This window comes from Lysinibacillus capsici (assembly GCF_003367505.1).
Classification (GTDB): Bacteria; Bacillota; Bacilli; order Bacillales_A; family Planococcaceae; genus Lysinibacillus; species Lysinibacillus capsici.
On the sequence record NZ_PXXX01000022.1, the window covers coordinates 1 to 20,065 of the forward strand.

Below are 20,065 nucleotides of genomic sequence, written 5' to 3' on the forward strand. Positions count from 1 at the left end.
TGGTCTTTTTACTTTTTTTAGCTTACTGTAATATTAGATACATTAAGCCAACTGATAGAGCAATAGCGCCAGCTGAATAGGAATGTAAACGATTTTGGTAATATCCAAATCGTTTAAACCAACCAAAATTACATAGTATTGCTAATACCGTTAGGCTAGTTAGTATCAATAACGTCAAACATAATATGATCATATTGACTGCCTCTTGCATTTTAACACCTCCTTCCAAAGTGCAAAAAAAACACCTAACCGCTAAAAATGCCCATAAATAAATAGACATCTTAACGATTAGGTGCTTCCTAATCCAGATTTAAAAATCGCACTATTTGATTAATTTAATTATTACATAATTAACATTAAGCATCAAGGGTTTTTCCATTATTAGCTCAAAGTTCATCTATTTTGACATGCTTCTTAATGTCGCGAGAAAATTCTCTTTCATACTTTTTAACTTCATCTAAGTATTCAATAGCTGAAACCATTCTTGAAGAATCACTTGTGTCAATTGCTCCCGAAATCTCAAGTAATGCATAATGTAATTTATTTAACATTGTGATTAGTGTTTCATGAGTATCTACTACTTCATCGGCTGCTTTAAAAGATTCAACAGATTCAAGAAGCGCATCATTCGCTGGGATTAATTCGTAAGTAATTAGTAGACTAAAATCGTCAAGCGATATAGTACCTATATTTAACTCTTGCTGGTATTGATCTAGTAATGCATTATTATTAATAATTTGCCGTACTGTTACTTCCATAGAATCATAGTATTTCTGATATTGATATTCTACTGATTTGTTTGATTCTGAAGATGTCTTTTCAACAGGTGGGGTACTTTCTGATTTAGGTTTTGCATCTTCTTCTTTTTCAGAAGTAGTCCCACACCCGACTAATCCCAAACACAATACTAAAGACACGGTATAAATTATCTTCTTCATGTAGATTATCCTCCTATTATGTATGATTTTCATATGATATTATAACTATACCAAATTAACTATAATATGTCATTTATTTAAAAAATAGCGATTTTTTTATACTTCCATAAAGAATACAGTCACTTATCCTTTTCTTCTATGCCAGACAAGAACTCGCTAACAGCATCCATAATTAAATATATATTTTTTTGCCCATACTGGTGATAAAAGGAAGGTGAATCACCGATGTACAATGAAGAAAAATTAAAGAAATTTGCCGCAAATGTTAGTAAGCAAACGGAGAAATATGGACTACCAACTGCTCCAAAAAAGAAGAAGAAAAAGAAAAAAGCCGAGTAGACTATACCTTGTCCACTCGGTTTTATTTTTGTTTGATAAAGGGTATAAGTTTGACGGATGCCCTCTAGCCAAAACGATAATTCTACATACCATTACGTTTTATGACATTTTTGTGACATTTTTTATTTTTCTAAAAAAACAAAAATTAATGAAGAATTCAAGTATTAGAGAAATATTTCACAAAAATTATTACTTTAGTGCCACGAAATAATAGGAGCTACGCCATTTTATGGCGGTTGGTTGGCGTGGATTGGCGTGGATTAATGCATATACCTAAAAGATGTAGTGATCATCACGCCAAAAACTGGCGTGAAGTTACAATTGAATTTCTATTTATGGGAATGTTAGGATGAAATTAACTCGAGGTGCTTTACTTTTTTTCTATCGATAGAGAGGAGTGTTTATTATAGTGAAAGTAATAATTAAAATTATTATCACAATTTTTGGTGCAATCTTAATTTTTACAGACTTAAAAGAAAATAACACGTGGTTATTTAGCTTTTGGATTGCCATTGCATTATATATGATATTTGAAGGGTTTTTTACCAAAAAGAAAAATCCTCAATAATTCTAAGGAGTGTTAATAGTGAACTTAATTAAAAAAGGTGTAGGATATACAGTAATTACTTCTATGTTGTTAACAAGTGCAATGTTGCCTTTCGATAAAGCTTCGGCTAGTGAACTTGAAAATCAAGAAAGCACTGTTGTTATTCAACAACAAGCCAACCCTAGTATTCTTTCTGATTATGAAATCAACTTATTAGATCCTTATGTTAATTTTGATTTTGCTGGTAAAACTTTCTCAATTATTTCTGAAGCTAGTACAGAATTGAGTCCTGAGCTATACACTAAACTTGAAAATCAAATTAGCTTAGCAAATGCTCAAATCCAACAATTAGATTTGAATAGCCAAGCTGAGACTCAGATTCCGCAAGCAATGGCAGCAGCTAAATATGTAAATGGTAAAACTGACATCGATTTTCATTGGTGGGGTGCTACAGTATATTTATCTAGAAATACACTGATTGGATTAGGTGGAGGTATTGCTATTGGAGGTCTTTGGATACCTGAACCAGTTATTTCTAAAGTACTTGGTTCGCTAGGTATTGCTCTAGGTACAGCTGCATCTATCACTGGTGGAGTTAAATTTGACTATAAATATATTGGAGTACTTCCAGCTATGCTTCCGTTCGCAATTTCAAACGTTTCATTCCAATAAAATAATGGTTACATACTAAGTTGTCATATTAAGAAAAAAGCCGAGTAGACTATAACTTGTCCACTCGGCTTTAATTTGTTTAGCCCTTCTTGGCTCCGAAGCCTAATCGTTTCTTGCTTTCAACCTTTGTAATTTGCGGAGCACTAACTCCTTTTTCTGCTAACACTTCGCCTAATAACCGTTTAACACGCTCGTCAAACTGTTCTTCCTCTCGACGTTGCATCTTCTCACGTATTGCATTTTTAAATTGCGTTGCTCTTGGTACATCATGTTTCGCTAGAAATTCGATAATATCAGCATCAGCGTCTGTCAAAACGACCTCAACTCTTAACTTCGTCAACCGCAATCACCTCGTTAATTAATCCGTACTTGTAGTAACCTCTTACGTTTGCAGTTTCGCTATCTGGTACGAACTGAGCAATCTTAATTACACGCTCAAATTCCTCTTTTACAAATAGGTTTGCTGTACCGCCAGTTACATAAATTTTACGCATACGTGCGATTGCTTTATACGTAGATTTAACAGATTGAGCGATTTTGCGTGTGTATCGTTTACGTTCTTTTAATACGATGTTTGTAAGATCGATTGTCTCACGTCCGTTTGGTGACCATGTATACACTTCACGGGCATTTCCATCTCGAACTATACGTTCAACTTCATGATCTGTAATTTTATGTCCAAGTGCGATTACTTGATTGCGGATCTCCGTAAATAGTTCGTGTGATCCATCTTCAAGCTGTACTCGGTTCTTAGTATCAAGATTCATCTTTTCAAAAGCATCAACCAGTACAGTACCGCCTCCAGCGTCTACTACGCCTACATATCCTTCTTCAATATCGTTATCATCAACTATGTTGCCATCTGCTTCAACCATTACATCGATTGCTGTTCCTACTGGCTGCATTAGTACATAAACTTCATGTACGTTAATAACGTAAGTTGTACCATCGATTGTTGCACTGTGAATACCTTTTAACGAGTTAGTGATTTGCGAAATCGTTTCATCTTTCTCATAATCTTCTGTTGGCACGCCCGTTACAACTACTACGTCTAAGATGCCTTTAGAAGCGTCCTTGAAATCGCGAGCTAGTTCAGCTAATGCAAAATCAGCTAATAATTTAAATTCAAGTGTATCGTAGCGTTTATTGAAATCTAACGTGTCCGTCACGTTTTTTCGACTCACATCAAGTCCAGTTCCCCATACATAAGTGAAGTCAGAATCACGTTGACTTACATAATCACTTGTAGTTTTTTCACTTGTTCTTGATAGTGAAATCGCATCTCTTTTTCCATACTCCGTTACATCCACAAAGTAACTAGGTAAGACTTTTGTACCTTTTTCGCTCATTAATTTAACTTGTCGATTCCCCAAATCTAACGCAAATAAGTGCATTCAATCGCCTCCGAAAATGTTTTATACCGTAATTATAACATATTTTTACCGTAATGCAATAGTTTTTATTTATTTTACCGTAATTCATTACGTAAAATTTAACGTAAAATCGTACGGAGTTAACAAAAAAGCGCAACTCAATTTTCAGAGTTGCGCGTAGGGAATAGATGAAGTTTATGCTTGCATTTCCGTTTTTTACAGTGTAAAGTTGTGGTAACAAATACGAACGAAAATAGAAAAAGCCGGCTGTTGTAAGGTGTTGGTCGCACCATACAACCGTCAACCGCGACTCAGACTCGCGACTAACACTTGCCGACTTAATCGTATTACATAAGATACGCCTATTGTATCTTATTTATTCGGTTTCGTCAACGAAAAAAGCGTTATGTCGCTAGTAATTATGCGATGTAACGCTTTTTTCTATTTTCCTATAACGGGAGGCAACTGTTTTATGAAACTATTAAACACTGAATCTACGTACCAAATGTTACAACCATTTACAACGATTGAACAACTTAATGCGAATACGATTGCGATCCGCCAACAATTTGGAAAGCAACTAACAAAAGCAACGCGTGAGGTATTGGACGTGTTACATCGCTATGCTTCAAAATACTATGGTGTTTGCTATTTATCGAAATCGAAGATTGCGAACATGCTAGATATTAGTCGTCGTACAGTTATTCGTGCATGTGAATTACTTGAATCTCTTGGCATCATTGTACAATACGAATTAAAACGTCATAACGGTGACAAACGTCAATCGTCAAATGCTATCGTTTTCTTATCGCAAATTGCAGCGCGAGAAGCATTTGGACAAGTAGATGAACCAATGTCGGATAATATGCGTATTAATAACGATGTCACACCAGCATGTCACAGCATAGACGCTCCTCATAAGGCTCCAGAAAAAAATATTAATAATACATATGACACAGGAGAACGCGCTGTGCTTATTAAAAATGGGCTAGTAAGTAAATTACCAAAAACATTAAAGTACGCATTAGCACCGTTCTTTGATGCGGAAGAATTGTACGAAATGGTTGGTGTAGTGTATAAAGCAAAGGCGTCTGTTGATCGTGATATTCAGATAGAGGATTATGAAAAAGAGTATTATGATACAATTCTAAAAGTAACGAGTTCATACAAATTGGGTAAAGTACGTGACTTTGCTGCTGTTTTGTATGTAGCAATTAAAAAATTGACTCGTAACATAGCGTTCTCGAATTATTTTTTAACTAGTTAAAAAAGACGCCATAATTGGCGTCCATAACTTTTCCTAGTCTAATTCAAATGGGTATCTTTCGATATTTTGAGAGGAATATGCAGGGATTGGTGTAGCTTCAAAAGCTCCAGCCATGCCAGGTAATCTGTTTACTAATGGACTCGAAATACCAAATTCTTCAAATAAAATTTCTGCTTTAATATTATTTAAAGGTATTAACTTTACTCGTGCGATTTGTCCGTCTTTAAATATAACACTAGCATTTCTATAGCGATCATTATCTGCAAGAGCGTAATAATCTGCTATATCTGTGTTACTATCCTTGAAAATAAATGGTTTATTTATGTATGGGGCTATATCGGCATCCATTTCAAATTTTTTCAACACTTCTTCTTTTGTTAAAATTTTAATTTCTGCTGGTTTATTTTTGATTTCTAAATCTTTTGTTGTCTCAGAGTCTTTTTGTACTTTTTCTTCTTCTTCCGTAACTACAATTTCCTTATTTTTATCTTTTTGTTCGGTTGGATCTTTTACAACCTCTTTAACGTCGGATTTTTCTTCTGGCGGTTCAGGTAATATTGCGCCTAGTATGCAAAGTGCAACAAAAACTATTCCGATCCATTTCCAGACTACCTTTTTCTTATACCAAGCCTTTTCCTCATTCATATGATTACCTCCAATTGATATATTTACCTGTAATACATATATTTTACGACAAATTTCATAGGTATTTTGGTTTAATTATAAATAATTTATATAATTTGTTGCATATGACATATAGCTAGTGTGCTTATACAAGTAAGGAGGTTAAATAATTCCAATTTTCACGTTTTAAGTGCGCAGTCTTAAGTAAAGGAGAGAGCTAAATCTAGTTTACTTTGAAGATAAGATAATATTGATTAAGTATGCAATTTAGAAATTTCATGTCTGAATATAGTTTCTAGGTCATGTATAAAAATAAGGAGGTTGAAATGGAGAATCATAAATCTAAATTCGTAATGATTTCACAATCGCTAGTTCGACACAAATCATTAACTCATCGTGACAAAATCGTTTACATGTCGCTTTGTTTATTTACTGACAACATAAGTAAGCAGTCATATCCAAGTGCACAAACAGTAGCAGAAATAGCAAGTATAAGTAGAAGTAGTGTTTTTAGAGCATTGAAATCGTTAGAAGCCGAAGGATATATTCGAAGAGAGCAGCGAACTTTTGGGGACGGAAAACAGACAACAAATGTCTATTATTTGCTTGATAAATAATGATAGGAGTGTCAGGTTGAGTATGCCTTAGGGGTGTCAAACTAGATACACGAACTATACTACTTTCTTTTTAACTAAACTAATATCTTTAAAATATTAACGAGTTTTTATGCTAACGCATAAATCCTCTATGTCGCTATCGCTCCATATTATATATTTCAATAAACGATATTATCGCAATTTAAAAGGATTGCGCCAATAGTAATGATAAGGTGTTTATCATAATGATTAATATAAAATGTAATTTCGTGATTAGAAAGTATAAACTTGTATCCAATATGTTAATCAAATTAGTTGTTATTGAAGGAGGCATGACAAATTGGTAAAGAAATCAACACATTATAACGAAACACCAATCGAAAAATGGAACACCGCACACTTTCAAAAGTATTTACAAGAAAAACACGTTGAACGATACGGAATACATTATGTTAGTACAGGGGGGATAGTGGCAGAGCGTAATTTACTCGCAAAATATATCGGAACAACACGTAAGCCTGGCATGTATAGCAAAGAGACGGTTAAAGCGTTCATAGACGCGTGTTTCACGCAATATAAACCTACGCAACAATATCCTGGATTGTCGTTTTGGTTCATGGTGACGTATATGTCCCGGATGTTACAACAGGCAGAACTATTTGAAAATCGTAAGGAAGCAACAGAACAAGTAGGAGAAGAATATGAGGAAGTGATGGAATGGCTATAGTTCAAAGCTGCATACTTAACGAGCGAAATACAAAAGGCTGCTCAACATGTCCGCCTACATGTCCACATAAGATTGCCCTAGAGGGATTGAACGGCAAAGGAGGACGTATTGCATTAGCTGGCGCACCGCCAAGTTATAGAGGATTGACATTAAAAAACTCGCCTGCCCGTGATTCACAGTCAAAGGTTTATGATTTATTGGAGAAATATATAGCGACTTTTCAACGTATATTTGACGCAGAAAATAACCGTATTAAATCATTATACCTTTTTAGTGAGTCTCCTGGTACTGGCAAGACAACAACGGCAGTAGTCGCTATGAACGAATATATCATAGCAACATACTTAGGTGCGTTGAAACGCGGGATTCAGCCAACACAGCAACCTGCTTTATTTTTAGATGTTAACGAAATGCAAACTAAATACAACCTATCGAATATGACGAACAATGAAGAAGGACTAAATGAAATCAAAATGATGATCAAGCGAGCAAGTGTCGTTGATTTATTAGTCTGTGACGATATTGGAATACGGGGAGCATCCGAAAGTTTTAGATCATTAGTACATGCGATAATTAACGCCAGAACAACCGCAGATTTGCCCACTATTTACACCTCCAATGTAACAATAAATGAGTTGAAAACCGTTTTTGATGAAAGGTTAGCAGACAGGATTAAAGATCAATGTGCTGTAATTGCATTTGAAGGAGAATCTAAGAGGGGTAGACGATAAGGAGGGAGACGCTATATTAACGCAAATAAGTACAGCTATTGAGATATTGTTTATCGTGGTAGCGCTCATATTAATTTTTACAGAACAATATTTAAATTATAAAGATTATCGAAAAAATAATAGTAAAGAATGAATCAGCACCTTGATTGATATGTAAGGTAAATACAAATCTATAGACTCAAAGGAGGGGGATCATTTGAGCAATAACGGAACACTATTATTATCAAAAATACTTGATGATAATGATGTACAAGCACTAGTACGACACAATATCTTTCCAGATCATTTTAAAGTTGATGCGGATCGTAAGGCATACGAATTTATTCGCCAATATGCTGAACAGAATAGAGGGCAAGCACCTTCTTATGCAACAGTTGTCGAACACGTACCAGACTTTTTTTATGTTCCACAAGTAAGTGATAGTTATGAATGGTTAACGCGTCGTTTGTTAAATGACGCTGGACAAATGGAGTTCATAGATTTAGTTCAATCAGGCATACAGCCTTTGTTTGATGAACATAAAAATGATGTCCATACGCTCATTGACAAGCTACAGGAAAAGTTTGATAATATTAAATATAGAACAAATGTTCGGGAAAAAATAGGGACAGATGTCAAAAATGATACTTTAAAATTCCTTGACGAATTTGATCGTCGTAAAGAGGGGAAGTCATTTAAAACATGGAAATCAAATTTTTCAAATATTGGTGAATATGTTAGTGGAAATATGTACGTATTCTATGCTAAATCAGGGCGTGGTAAATCAGTAATTGCTTCAATTGAAGAAACACTTAATATGGCGATACAAGGCGCAAATGTACTCATATGGTCGATGGAAATGCCATGGTTTGAGGTGCTAGTGCGATTATATGTCGCACTCTCTGGACGAAAAGGCTTAACGCAAGTAAATGTCGCAGGAATTGATTTGTCGGGTGGTTTTAATGCAAACGATGTGAGGAACGGAAATATGGCGTATGAGTTCGAAATTGCCTTTCGTGCCTTTTTGGATACTCTTAATGACGAGATATTAGGAAACATTATTGTTCGAGGAGTAGATGATGATGATTTTAGTAATCGAACGCTCCGGCAGTTAGAAACGGATATATTACAAACACAAGCTGACGTTGTTATTGTTGACCCATTCTATTATTTGGATTACGAGAAAAACACCTCTAAAACGGCAGGAGGAGACGCAGCAGAGACTTCCAAACGGTTACGTAGACTTACTGGTACTCTCCAAGTCGTAACACTTGCAATCACGCAAGCAGATGAAGGTAAGGAGTCTAAAAACGAAGATGGTGAGCGTGAATTAGCGTTGCCAGAACGCGAGGCAGTTAAGAAAACAAAAGCATTGCTAGAAGATGCTTCAATGTTAATTGCGATTGATACGGATTATAAACAAGGACGTGGTTTAGTAGGGATTAACAAAGGGCGTAACGGTGGTGAAGGCGAGGTAGTTGAGATACTATATGTACCGCAAGTCGGAGTAGTTAGAGAAATGGAGACTGGTGAAACAACAGTAGAACATTTTAATTTTTGAAAAATATTTTATTAAGTTTAAATTCAAAAAAATAATGAATAGTATATGAAATATATTTGAATCCTAAATTTAAAAGTAAGGTAAGGTGGTACATTGTCAAAAATCAAAATAAGAGGGCGTGATATTTTTATTGACATCCGAGCAGAGTTAAATGAATTTGAATGGTTTAAAGCGAAGTGGTCAGATAACAAGCTTATTGCAGCATCGCCATTTAGATACGATCGTTCACCTTCTTTCTTCGTGTTATTAGAAGAGAAAGGGGAATATCCAGCTGGAACATGGGGTGATTCTGGAGCATATGACGAAGAGTGGAAGTCAGGTGGACTAGTGAAATTACTGTCTTTCCTTAGAAATGAAACTTATGAAGAAACACATGATTATTTACTATCAAAGTATGTAAATTCGCCAGCAAACAAGGATATCACACTTATATTACCAAGACTTCAGAGGGAAACTTTTAAAAGGGTTTTACAACATGATATTGTCGAGATACAAGCATCTCCGTACTTGACTAAACGTGGTATTTCAACCGAGGTACAAGCCGAAGCAAAAGTAGGGAAATCACGTCATTACGGCTTTGTTGCTATTCCTTGGTATTCACCAGACGGACAGTTATCTAATGTGAAATACCGAGCTACAAAAGGCAAAGCATTTTTCTACGAGCGTAACGCAAGACCTATTAGAGAGCTAGTATTTGGAGCAGATTTATACAATCGCTCTTATGACGATTTAATTATTTGTGAAGCTGAGATTGACGCTTTGTCATGGCGTGTTGCAGGATATAATGCTGTTGCAATCGGAGGAGTATCATTTACAAAACAACAAATTGATATAATTCGTAGACTCCCGTTTAAAAGGTTAGTAGTTGCGGGAGATAACGATAAAGCTGGAGTTAGGTTTAATGCAAAGATTATAGATGCGTTAAAAGGACGTCATAAATTAGCCGTTGTACAATGGAGTTATTTCTCGTTTAAAGATGCAAATGAGGTTTTATTAGCAAAAGGAAAAAAAGGTTTGCAATTTTTAGTAAACAGTGTTAAAACGACTAATCTTCCACATGTTCAACTATTTGGTCAATAGAGACTGATAGGTATGTACACAACTTATCTAACACGTGCATAGATACGTATCCATCGTCGTTGTTTAACTTAACAGCAGCTACCGAATCAATTTTTGCAAATTTACGTAAGTGTTGGAAAGATAGATTTCTTTCTTTCATTAAATCTCGTAGGGGTTGGTATGTGAACATAAATAAATCACCTCTTTAATAGATTATAGATAAAGTGGTTTACGTTACAAACCACTTTAAGTAAAATATTATAATATACATTTCCAAATTTAACTTAGATTCACATTTTAGTAATTTATTTTAAAAGATCCTAAGATTTGTTGCAAATTAGGATGTGTTAGTGTGCTTTATATAGTATAAGACGAAAATAGAAGGAGGAAGCAAATGCAAGAACTAACAATTGTATATCGAAATAGGTATATTATGAAATATATCCAGAAAAAAGTTAGTGAAGTATCACACATAATCACAGACACTTGTAAGTTGGAAGGCCGTATATACTCACAATTAGCATCATACTATGCGACTGGAAAGAGAGGATATAAGCACTCATGTTGGTTAGTTAACAGAGAAATAAAATTGGCAATGAATCAGTACAGGAAACAAAATGTAGTACCGTTTGATTTATTAGCAGTAAATAAAAATGATTATGGTGAATCGTTTGAGTTTCAACCGATAGACGCTTTGGCGAGCGTAGAAGAATCGGTAATAGAACTATCCTCTTTAAATGAAAGAATCCGCAGCTTGGCGGCTACGGACTCGGAAAATTTTGTTCTAAACGCTTGGATCGACAAAAAATCTGACAGCGATATTGCCAAGGAGTTGGCGCTCCATTTTGGAGGCAATTCTCGTAGTCTACGCATTTGGGTCCAACGTTTTAGAACGAAGTGTCAGGATCGGTTAGAAAAAGAGTGTGTCGCAAATAACCTCTTAATCAAACACGCATGACTATCAAACTTTAGTAATTTCGACAGACACACGCCTCAGAAACGAAAGTGTCAGTCACGCTAACCACGCGCACATACAGGCGACATTTTAAGTACGTTGTATGTAAATACCTATATTAATTCTATTAAATGACGGTTGCATATATGTATTTTATTTATTTTTATTGCCTATAGTCAACCGTCTTTAAAAAAATTATAGCACGAGTTAAGTATTTTTAAACCTAAAACGAATAAAAACCTATGGAGAGTGATGAAAAATGGGACAATCCTACGACTTGTATGAGAAGCATTCATGGGATAAAGCTACAACTTACAATAAGTATACTCACTTAGCTCAAGTATATTTTGACTATTACGGATGTTTACCAGATTATGAGGATGAAGCAGATCACAAAAGGTTTATGAAGGCAACTATATTAGCGTAAAAATAACGTAAAAACAGTGAAAGTAGGTTAACTTCTGCACGTCCGTCAATGTATCGAAAGAACTTTCGGTTTCCTTTTCATTACCTTCGATACATTCACGGACGGTGATATTCACTGTTCAAAAAAAATAACAAACGAAATGAGGACGATATTTTGATGAACTTTACAACAGGTGCAGATGCTTTGGCTGCATTAAACGCTAGTAGCGAAACAAAAAATAGCAGAGAATTTACTTCGTTAAAATCAGGCAGTAAGTTCATTGTTCGTGTCATTGATAAAGCAGCTGTACAAATGGCGTACAGCTACGGTATTTTCAAGCAAGTCAATTCGTTCGTGGCGAAAGAACCTTCTACTAAGACGCCAAACGGTTTTCCTACGGATAATCTAACTCCATGGGATAAAGCGTACAAATACCACAAGGATAAGTCCAAAGATTTTAACGATGAACACGGTCAAGAAGCAAGTAAATATCGTGCTAAACAGCGCTTTGCAATGGCGTTCTTTGACCTAGATAAAGGGGATTACATTATCGTAGACTTATCGAAAAAACAAGCGCAGTCTATTGCAACTGTAATCAGTAAAAACGAGAGTAAGCTCGGTAAAAAAGCCTTTGAACTTGAAAAAGTAGGTTCTGGAACATCAACGAGTGTTATGCTATCACCTCTAGATTTAGAGGACTTAACCGAAAAGCAACGTACAAACTTTGAAAGTGCTCCTACGGAGTTTGATCAATCCGTATTTAACGGAATATGGTACGAGCAGAATGAGGCCCAAATGATCGAACTTTTAAAGCAAGCAGGATTTGACGTAAGTTTAATAGGATATAATGACGCTTCTTCGACGCAAAACAAAGTTGCTGACGATGATCCGTTGCCATTCTAGGATAAATAGTCGAGGGATTATCTGATGAGTTATACGAGTCTTGATGTTGAGGAGGGAGCGTCACTTGGAACGCAAATTACCTTTAGAAAGACATAGAGAATTATTAGAAAGCACTGCCGAAAAAAGAAAAGGTAATAAAAATAGAGAATTTACTTCTTTATCTTCTCTAAAAATTGATATTCCCCTCGAAATTTACAAAGAAATTAAACGTCAAGAGGACAAGGAAGTGACGTAGAGTTGACGCAAAAGAATAATAGACTTTCTACATCTAGTATAGGTAGACATTCGGAACTTCTGGCGATGGCTGCGTTAATTGCTGACGGATGGGTAGTCCATGAGACTACCACTCCAGAAGCCCATGACTTACTAGCAATAAAGCAAGGTAATACGAAACGTATCCAGGTTAAGACGATAAAGCTACGAGAAAAAGAAAACACTCCTTACTATGTTATTCGTGGTCTGAAAAACAACGGTCAAGTATACGACTTATCGGATTGTGACGCTTTTATTGGAGTAGTTGGCGAACATGTTTATTTAACTGAAAATCGCGCAATCAGCGAATACTGGTGCAAAACAGACGAGGTATCAAAAAAGTGGCGACAATTGCCTCTTAAAATATCTGAAAATGCGTAAGTGGAGGTGTAACTATGCAATTAAAAATACAACTAAAAACGGTGCAACCATCCACGGCATTAAAGGACGCTAGTAAACGTAAAGCTGACGCAAACGAGTCGATTGATGAAGCATGGACTCGCATCCTAACTATGAAGAATAGTGACGCAGATTTACGTAAATTACACGAAGTCAAACAAGCAATGGAAAAAGGCGTTATAGGACGAGAAAAGGAGAGTGTCGCAAAGAGATTCAGTAAGGCGGAGGCTTTACGATTACACGTACTAATTCAACAAGAAAAGATTAATAGAATACGTCAAGACATGATCGAACAAACACCCGACAATTACTGGTTAGTCAATTCAAAGGAACAACTAGACGAATTGTGTAATTTGCTAGATAACGAAACAGAGATTTGTTTTGACGTAGAGACAACTGGAACTGACGTCTACAAAGACTTTATTGTAGGGCAAGTAATTTCAGCAGTTAAAGCTAACATTCATGCATATATACCGACCAAGCACGAAACAGACATACAGCAACTAGACCATGACTACGTTATACAGAAATTAAAGCCTTACTATGAGAAAGAGTCACTCGGTAAAATCGTACATAACGCAAAGTTTGATATTCACATGTTGCGAAATGAGGGTGTCGATTTACGAGGACTTGCATTTGATACACAGGTAGCCTGTCATGTTCTAAATGAAAATGAAGAAAGTAAGGCGTTGAAAGACTTAGCAACGAAATATTTAAGAATACCTTCGTTAAAATACAGTCAATTATTCGGTAAACTGGGCTTTCATCAAGTGCCAATGGATTTAGCTCTTGCTTATGCTGCTAAAGACGGAGACATTACAATTAAGCTTCGAGACTTTCAACGTCATCATTTAGAAAGAACGCAGTTGTATGAGTATTACATGACAGTTGAAAATCCGTTAATTCCTGTTGTGGTGGATATGGAACGTGCAGGTCTGTATTTGGATCAAGAGCGTGCCAAACAATTGGCCAATGAGGAAGAAATAAAATTAGTTAGTCTCGAAGTTCAAATGCGAGAATCTTTCGGAGTAGATAAAGATTTTAATTTTAATAGCACCCAGCAATTAAGGACATTGTTATACGATCAACTAAAACTTGATAAATATTTCAACAAAACAGACTTAAAACGAGGCGATAGTGGTTATTATTCGACAGATAAAACTGCTTTACAGATACTTGCTAATCATCATGATGGTGTAGCGATGTTATTAAAATATCGAGCAGCATCAAAAACTTTTGGTACTTACTTTGACAGTATGCCTCGTCAAGTACAGTCAGATGGTCGTGTACACGGCGAATTTAATCAGGACACTACAGATACAGGGCGTTTCAGTAGTCGAGAACCAAACCTACAAAACTTACCTGCAATTGCTAAGACAATGTTTATTGCTCCACCTGGTTACGTCATTCTTAGTGGAGACTTTTCACAACAAGAACCAAGAATATTAACACATGCCAGTGGTGAACCGTATTTAACGGAAATTTATACTACAGGACAAGACCTATATACAATGGCTGCGTCCAAGTTATTTAAGAAACCGCCAGAAGAATGTGGTGATGGTTCGAAATATCGCAAAATGATGAAAACAGGTATGCTTGCGGTTATGTATGGTACTGGTCCATATACACTTGGAAAGCAGCTAGGTATTACAAAAGAAGAGGCACAGGCGTTCATTGACGATTTTTATGCAGAATATACGTGTGTCCGAGACTTCATGAACGGGTTGGTAACTCACGCTAAAAAGCATGGATATATTCGTATGTTATTTGACCGTAAACGTCGTGTGCCTTTGATTAGATCAAGAGATTACCGTGAAAAAGCACGAGCAGAACGACAGGTTAAGAATAGTTACGTACAAGGTAGTGCTGCTATTCAAACAAAAAAGACTATGATCGAGGTTAGCAAACTGTGTAAGCGTAAAGGTAACTGGTATCCTGCGTTTAGTATTCATGATGAAATTGGCGTATATGTACCAAATACCATTACACCAGAAGAAGTAACAGAGTTTGAAGCTGTAATGTTAAATACCGTTAAATTAAGTGTTCCAAATAAAACAGACCTTGAAATCAGCTTACGTTGGGGAGAAGGTATGTCAGTAAATGAGTGGTTCGAAAACAAGGAGGGATAACGTGAGAATGACGCAAATTAAAATTAGAAAATTATCAAAGCCGAATTGTCGTCCATGCCAAGTATTAGGGTATGCACTTGCCGAAGAGATGGCAGAATTAGAAGCACTTGGAGCTACAGTAATAGAGCATGATATTACCCAGGAAACAGAGCTAGTCGAAAAATATAAAATTACGAGTGTTCCAGTGTTGATATTTGAACGAAATGACATTGAAATGGCGCGCATAAATGGCATTTGTAATATTACGGAGGTTTACGATGCATTAAAACAAGCAAGGGAGGGACGCTGAATTGACGCTAAATAATGACGCATTGAATGTTTTATACGGAAATAACTCACAGTCTTTATTCGATATTATGGAGGAAGGCGAAGAACTAGCACGCTCCTTTATCGAGCAAATGGACGCTTATTATGCGTCTCCATTATCTAGTTTTCAAGACAATATAATAGCCCGTAAATTTTACCAACAAAAGATAAATCATATAAAAATCGTACCGTATCCAATTGACGGTCGTGTAACGTTTGGTGCATCAGGAACGAATAAATGTGATCGGGAAATCTTCTTTAAAAACGCAAAGGTGAAGGTAGAAAAGACGCCAGATATTCCGTTTAGAGGACGTCAGCGTCGCGTAGGTAGCGCAGTTATTGAGTACTTACAGCTGGACATTGCACATATGGAGAAACGGCTTGGTAAAGACGCAATATTTACGTTTGCAACAACTGGAAATGGCGATTATGCGATAGAGGACGCTATGCAAGTACGTCAAGTAATAGAGCATAATGGCGTTAAATTTGCGATTACAGTTAAACCAGACGGAATCTTAAATTATGCGAACGATCCAACTCGTCGTTTTATTTTCGAATATAAAACAAAGGCGTCTGGCGTTGTTGAAATGAACGGAAAGCTCGATTTCGGTGGAGCGCAAGCTGATCACTTACGTCAAGTAACAGCAGAAGCAATTGTTTATGGAATCAACGAGGGCTTTATCGTCTATGAATCAATGCACAAACCATCGTGGTTTAGTGACGAGGAACGTAAATCAGTACCTAAAACACGTAAAACTTGGCACAACGGAAAACCATTGCCTGATTTTCGTGCAATGTACTTCTATATCACAGATGAAATGAAAACAGCTTTACTTGACGATTTAGCTAGGCAAGCTGAACTTGTATATAACGGTGAGATACCTGTAATGAACGTAGAAATGACATCAAAATGTGGTTTTTGTCCGTTTAAGAGTCATTGTAAATCAACCTTAACTAACGCAGAATTAACGCATTTAATCGAAGTAGAAAAGACTATGGCGTCATCAAATATGGCAGGTAAACGAGATCATACGAATTTACGAAACTATTTAGCAGAGGGTGTTTAATAATGATTCTTGCACTAGACACCTCATTAACTAAAACCGGCTGGGCTGTATTGGCTGTTCATGAAAGAAAAGCAACAATAGTTAGTTATGGCTTAATTAAAACTACTGCAAAGTTGAGCGATGGTGAGCGACTACGACAAATCGTAGATGGTATAAATGACCTTCTTAGAAAGTATGAAGTAGCCAAAGTCATACCTCGCGAGGCTGGAATTGTCCGTTTTAATTTACCTACTAAACAGATATTTAAGGCTCACGGAGCTACAGAATACGCTTTAGCTAACTATGAAATAGAAGATGTAAACATTGCAACTGTTAAAGCCTGGGCAAGACGTATTACAGGATCACCAGGGAGGCGTAACGATAAAGCAATGATTGCCGAAGCAGTACGTATTTATCTTAATGATACCAATTTACCCTTAAATAAAGAAGGGGACGAAGCTGATGCAATTGCTGTTGGTATTATCTATTTGAAAAATGAAGGAGCGATTGATTAAAGGAGGCTAATTAATGGCGCCAAAGCAACGCAAGCCTGCGGGCATTATCGCAACTAGCATCGCAGTTATCGGATTAACCCTATTCATCGGAGTTTCATTCGTAGCTGTTCCGTTACTTGCTCTTTTAGTAGGTATGGCTTTAGGTTATGTATTCGAACTATTTACTGGAAACTATTTGGTGCAAGCGTTCAATGCGTTAGGAATGACTAACGTTCAAACAGGTGACTTGCCGAAAGTGTTCGGGTTATTGGTACTGATTGCCGTTATGTTTAGAGGAAATATCAGCAAAGGAAAAGAGTCATGAGAGTCTACTACGCTAGTATGACGGGAAATGTCCGACGATTCATCCAAAAAACTGGATTAGATACAACTGACATTTCATGTAATCCAAATCCGAAAGAGCCGTTTGTACTCGTCACATACACTTTCGGATTTGGCGCAGTACCAAAAGAAGTTGACGCTTGGTTGACGCAAAATTATAAGTTATTAAAAGGGGTAGCTGTTAGTGGTAATCGTAACTGGGGCGATAACTACGGAAAAGCTGGTGACTTAATAGCTCGAAAATATAACGTACCTCTATTACACAAATTCGAGTTAGCAGGTACAGACGAAGATGTACAAATTTTTAACGAAAGGTTGCTGATGGTTTGCGATACTACGAATTAAATAACGAAATAATGCTACAAGGCGATAAAGATATTTACCAATATGAAAAAGATCAAGAAGCTACACGCGCTTATTTTTTGGATTACGTTAATAAAAAGACAATGTTTTTCCATAACTTACGTGAAAAACTTAATTACTTATTTGAAAACAATTATTACGAACAAGAATTATTCGATCAATACACATTTGAACAAGTAAAAGCAGTCTATAAACGTGCTTATGCAAAGAAATTCCGTTTTCCTTCTTTCATGTCCGCGTACAAGTTTTATAATGACTATGCGTTAAAGACAGATGATGGAGAATGTATTTTAGAACGTTATGAGGACCGAGTTGCAGTAAATGCTTTATTCTTTGCGAAAGGTGATCCGCAAAAGGCGATTGATTACGCGGACTTGCTTATCGAACAAGAATATCAACCAGCGACACCAACATTCTTAAATGTTGGACGAAAACGTAGAGGCGAATTAGTGTCTTGCTTCTTAACAGAGGTAGGTGACAGTTTAAATGATATTAATATGGCGGAATCAACTGCAAAACAACTCTCGAAGTTAGGCGGTGGCGTCTCATTAAACTTATCTAATATCCGCGCCAAAGGTGAAGCCATTAAGGGCATTAAAAACGTTGCTAAAGGCGTCGTAGGCGTTATGAAAATGCTTGACCATGCTTTCCGGTATGCAGATCAAATGGGTACAAGACAAGGTGCTGGAGCAGTTTATTTAAATGTATTCCACGCAGACATTAACGATTTTCTTGATACGAAAAAAATTAGTGCTGATGAAGATGTAAGAGTAAAAACACTATCTATTGGCGTTGTTATCCCAGATAAGTTTATTGAACTTGCTCGTGATAACAAACCAGCATATGTTTTTTATCCACATACTGTTGAGAAAGCAACAGGCGAACGGTTCTCCGATATTGACATATCAGCACGATATGACGAATTAGTAACTAATTCTGCAATCCGAAAAGACCGTGTTAATCCTCGTCAATTGCTTGAAAAGATTGCAGCATTACGCTTTGAGTCTGGCTATCCGTATATCATGTTTAGCGACAATGTAAATAAAACACATGCTTTAAATGGCACGATAAAATTCTCTAATCTATGTAGTGAGATACTGCAACGATCTGAACAATCTACTTATACAGATTACGGACAACAAGATGAAATAGGGTTAGATATTTCTTGTAATTTAGGGTCGTTAAATATTGCGAATATCATGCGATTAAAAGACTTCGAACGTGCAGTATCATTAGCAACAGATGCCTTAACAGTTGTGTCAGAATCAACGAATATTGCTAATGCTCCAGCAGTTTCAAAAGCCAATAAGGAAATGCGTTCAATTGGTTTAGGAGCTATGAATTTACATGGTTATCTTGCGAGTGTAGGTATTAGTTACGAAAGTCCAGAGGCGATCGAATTTGTAGATGTATTTTTTGCAGCAGTCAACTATTACTCTATTAAACGATCAATGGAATTGGCAAAACAAAAAGGGTCTGTATTTACTGGGTTTGAACAATCGAGTTATGCAGATGGTAGTTACTTTAAATCCTACTTAAACAATAGTTATTTGCTAAAAGACGAGTATATCAAATCATTATTTGACGGGATCGTGCTACCAACAACGGAGGACTGGCTAGAGTTAGCTTCTGATGTAGCTAAGTATGGCTTATATAATGCTTATCGCCTTGCAATTGCTCCAACAGGTTCAATAAGCTACGTACAATCAGCGACAGCAAGTGTTATGCCGATTATGGAACGGATTGAAGAACGTACTTATGGCAATTCAAAGACATACTACCCGATGCCTAACCTCTCTTATAAAACGTGGGCTTACTACAAAGAGGCGTATGAAATGGACATGCGCAAAGTCGTCGATTTAATTGCAACGATTCAACGCCATATAGATCAAGGCATTAGTTTTACGTTATTCTTACGTGACACAATGACAACACGCGATTTAACAAAGATTGATTTATATGCGCATCACAAAGGAATTAAGACGCTTTACTATGCACGAACAAAAGATACGGGCGCAGATATTTGTCTAGCGTGTCAAGTTTAAGGAGGATTCTAC

Annotated in this window: 25 protein-coding genes; 19 read left to right on the top strand and 6 right to left on the bottom strand. The window is 36.4% G+C overall.

Annotated elements, in window-relative coordinates:
• Positions 1–22 precede the first annotated feature (22 nt).
• Together C7B89_RS19330 and C7B89_RS19335 are read right to left on the bottom strand one after the other, a co-directional pair.
• The gene (locus C7B89_RS19330; protein WP_115674337.1) at positions 23–211 is read right to left on the bottom strand and encodes a hypothetical protein; all 189 of its coding nucleotides are present in this window, start codon (positions 209–211) and stop codon (positions 23–25) included.
• 175 nt (positions 212–386) lie between these two features.
• Positions 387–938: a hypothetical protein gene (locus C7B89_RS19335; protein WP_115674338.1), complete on the bottom strand. Its 552-nt coding sequence runs from the start codon at positions 936–938 to the stop codon at positions 387–389.
• Between the two features lie 748 nt (positions 939–1,686).
• Between C7B89_RS19335 and C7B89_RS22955 the strand changes: the two genes are divergently transcribed.
• Together C7B89_RS22955 and C7B89_RS19340 are read left to right on the top strand one after the other, a co-directional pair.
• Positions 1,687–1,845, top strand: coding sequence for a hypothetical protein (locus C7B89_RS22955; protein ID WP_158539197.1), 159 nt, complete (start codon positions 1,687–1,689; stop codon positions 1,843–1,845).
• An 18-nt stretch (positions 1,846–1,863) separates the two neighbouring features.
• Complete coding sequence (locus C7B89_RS19340; RefSeq protein WP_115674339.1) at positions 1,864–2,496, top strand: hypothetical protein; 633 nt, start codon at positions 1,864–1,866, stop codon at positions 2,494–2,496.
• 79 nt (positions 2,497–2,575) lie between these two features.
• Here the strand turns inward: C7B89_RS19340 and C7B89_RS19345 are convergent, their stop codons facing one another.
• Together C7B89_RS19345 and C7B89_RS19350 are read right to left on the bottom strand one after the other, a co-directional pair.
• Positions 2,576–2,836, bottom strand: a complete 261-nt coding sequence (locus C7B89_RS19345; protein ID WP_115674340.1) for a hypothetical protein — start codon at positions 2,834–2,836, stop codon at positions 2,576–2,578.
• Positions 2,817–3,890: a ParM/StbA family protein gene (locus C7B89_RS19350; RefSeq protein WP_115674341.1), complete on the bottom strand. Its 1,074-nt coding sequence runs from the start codon at positions 3,888–3,890 to the stop codon at positions 2,817–2,819. The genes C7B89_RS19345 and C7B89_RS19350 overlap by 20 nt, the downstream gene beginning before the upstream one ends.
• Before the next feature lie 451 nt (positions 3,891–4,341).
• Between C7B89_RS19350 and C7B89_RS19355 the strand changes: the two genes are divergently transcribed.
• Complete coding sequence (locus C7B89_RS19355; protein WP_158539198.1) at positions 4,342–5,136, top strand: helix-turn-helix domain-containing protein; 795 nt, start codon at positions 4,342–4,344, stop codon at positions 5,134–5,136.
• Positions 5,137–5,169: 33 nt separating this feature from the next.
• Here the strand turns inward: C7B89_RS19355 and C7B89_RS19360 are convergent, their stop codons facing one another.
• Positions 5,170–5,781, bottom strand: coding sequence for a hypothetical protein (locus C7B89_RS19360; RefSeq protein WP_115674343.1), 612 nt, complete (start codon positions 5,779–5,781; stop codon positions 5,170–5,172).
• Positions 5,782–6,086: 305 nt separating this feature from the next.
• On the opposite strand from C7B89_RS19360, the gene C7B89_RS19365 reads away from it, so the two are divergent.
• From C7B89_RS19365 to C7B89_RS19385, 5 genes are all read left to right on the top strand, one after another.
• On the top strand, positions 6,087–6,377 hold the full coding sequence (locus tag C7B89_RS19365) for a helix-turn-helix domain-containing protein (RefSeq protein WP_158539199.1): 291 nt from the start codon (positions 6,087–6,089) through the stop codon (positions 6,375–6,377).
• 319 nt (positions 6,378–6,696) lie between these two features.
• The gene (locus tag C7B89_RS19370) at positions 6,697–7,083 is read left to right on the top strand and encodes a hypothetical protein (protein WP_115674345.1); all 387 of its coding nucleotides are present in this window, start codon (positions 6,697–6,699) and stop codon (positions 7,081–7,083) included.
• Positions 7,074–7,814: an ATP-binding protein gene (locus tag C7B89_RS19375; protein ID WP_115674346.1), complete on the top strand. Its 741-nt coding sequence runs from the start codon at positions 7,074–7,076 to the stop codon at positions 7,812–7,814. Before C7B89_RS19370 ends, C7B89_RS19375 begins: the two co-directional genes overlap by 10 nt.
• A gap of 196 nt (positions 7,815–8,010) precedes the next feature.
• Positions 8,011–9,354 (top strand): DnaB-like helicase C-terminal domain-containing protein, encoded by a 1,344-nt coding sequence (locus tag C7B89_RS19380; protein WP_115674347.1) that lies wholly within the window; start codon positions 8,011–8,013, stop codon positions 9,352–9,354.
• A gap of 93 nt (positions 9,355–9,447) precedes the next feature.
• The gene (locus C7B89_RS19385; protein ID WP_115674348.1) at positions 9,448–10,434 is read left to right on the top strand and encodes a toprim domain-containing protein; all 987 of its coding nucleotides are present in this window, start codon (positions 9,448–9,450) and stop codon (positions 10,432–10,434) included.
• Here the strand turns inward: C7B89_RS19385 and C7B89_RS23550 are convergent.
• A complete protein-coding gene (locus C7B89_RS23550; RefSeq protein WP_115674349.1) occupies positions 10,400–10,603 on the bottom strand; it encodes a helix-turn-helix domain-containing protein in 204 nt (67 codons plus the stop codon). The two genes, C7B89_RS19385 and C7B89_RS23550, sit on opposite strands and share 35 nt — an antisense overlap.
• A gap of 204 nt (positions 10,604–10,807) precedes the next feature.
• Between C7B89_RS23550 and C7B89_RS19395 the strand changes: the two genes are divergently transcribed.
• The 11 genes from C7B89_RS19395 (at position 10,808) to nrdE (ending at position 20,053) form a co-directional block, all read left to right on the top strand.
• Positions 10,808–11,371 carry a hypothetical protein gene (locus C7B89_RS19395; RefSeq protein WP_115674350.1) on the top strand — a complete coding sequence of 188 codons (564 nt, stop codon included), beginning with the start codon at positions 10,808–10,810 and terminating at the stop codon, positions 11,369–11,371.
• A 580-nt stretch (positions 11,372–11,951) separates the two neighbouring features.
• Entirely contained in the window at positions 11,952–12,677 is a 726-nt protein-coding gene (locus tag C7B89_RS19400; RefSeq protein WP_115674351.1) for a hypothetical protein, read from the top strand.
• 64 nt (positions 12,678–12,741) lie between these two features.
• A complete protein-coding gene (locus C7B89_RS22960) occupies positions 12,742–12,912 on the top strand; it encodes a hypothetical protein (protein ID WP_158539201.1) in 171 nt (56 codons plus the stop codon).
• A gap of 2 nt (positions 12,913–12,914) precedes the next feature.
• On the top strand, positions 12,915–13,310 hold the full coding sequence (locus tag C7B89_RS19405) for a group I intron-associated PD-(D/E)XK endonuclease (RefSeq protein WP_115674352.1): 396 nt from the start codon (positions 12,915–12,917) through the stop codon (positions 13,308–13,310).
• Positions 13,311–13,324: 14 nt separating this feature from the next.
• On the top strand, positions 13,325–15,457 hold the full coding sequence (locus C7B89_RS19410; protein WP_115674353.1) for a DNA polymerase: 2,133 nt from the start codon (positions 13,325–13,327) through the stop codon (positions 15,455–15,457).
• A gap of 7 nt (positions 15,458–15,464) precedes the next feature.
• Entirely contained in the window at positions 15,465–15,746 is a 282-nt protein-coding gene (locus tag C7B89_RS19415; protein ID WP_158539202.1) for a thioredoxin family protein, read from the top strand.
• Between the two features lies 1 nt (position 15,747).
• A complete protein-coding gene (locus C7B89_RS19420) occupies positions 15,748–16,830 on the top strand; it encodes a PD-(D/E)XK nuclease family protein (protein ID WP_244205720.1) in 1,083 nt (360 codons plus the stop codon).
• A 2-nt stretch (positions 16,831–16,832) separates the two neighbouring features.
• Positions 16,833–17,324 carry a crossover junction endodeoxyribonuclease RuvC gene (locus C7B89_RS19425; protein WP_115674355.1) on the top strand — a complete coding sequence of 164 codons (492 nt, stop codon included), beginning with the start codon at positions 16,833–16,835 and terminating at the stop codon, positions 17,322–17,324.
• A 13-nt stretch (positions 17,325–17,337) separates the two neighbouring features.
• Positions 17,338–17,628: a hypothetical protein gene (locus C7B89_RS19430; protein WP_115674356.1), complete on the top strand. Its 291-nt coding sequence runs from the start codon at positions 17,338–17,340 to the stop codon at positions 17,626–17,628.
• Entirely contained in the window at positions 17,625–17,990 is a 366-nt protein-coding gene (nrdI, locus tag C7B89_RS19435) for a class Ib ribonucleoside-diphosphate reductase assembly flavoprotein NrdI (protein WP_115674357.1), read from the top strand. Before C7B89_RS19430 ends, nrdI begins: the two co-directional genes overlap by 4 nt.
• Before the next feature lie 11 nt (positions 17,991–18,001).
• Positions 18,002–20,053: a class 1b ribonucleoside-diphosphate reductase subunit alpha gene (gene nrdE / locus C7B89_RS19440; RefSeq protein ID WP_115674408.1), complete on the top strand. Its 2,052-nt coding sequence runs from the start codon at positions 18,002–18,004 to the stop codon at positions 20,051–20,053.
• Positions 20,054–20,065 lie beyond the last annotated feature (12 nt).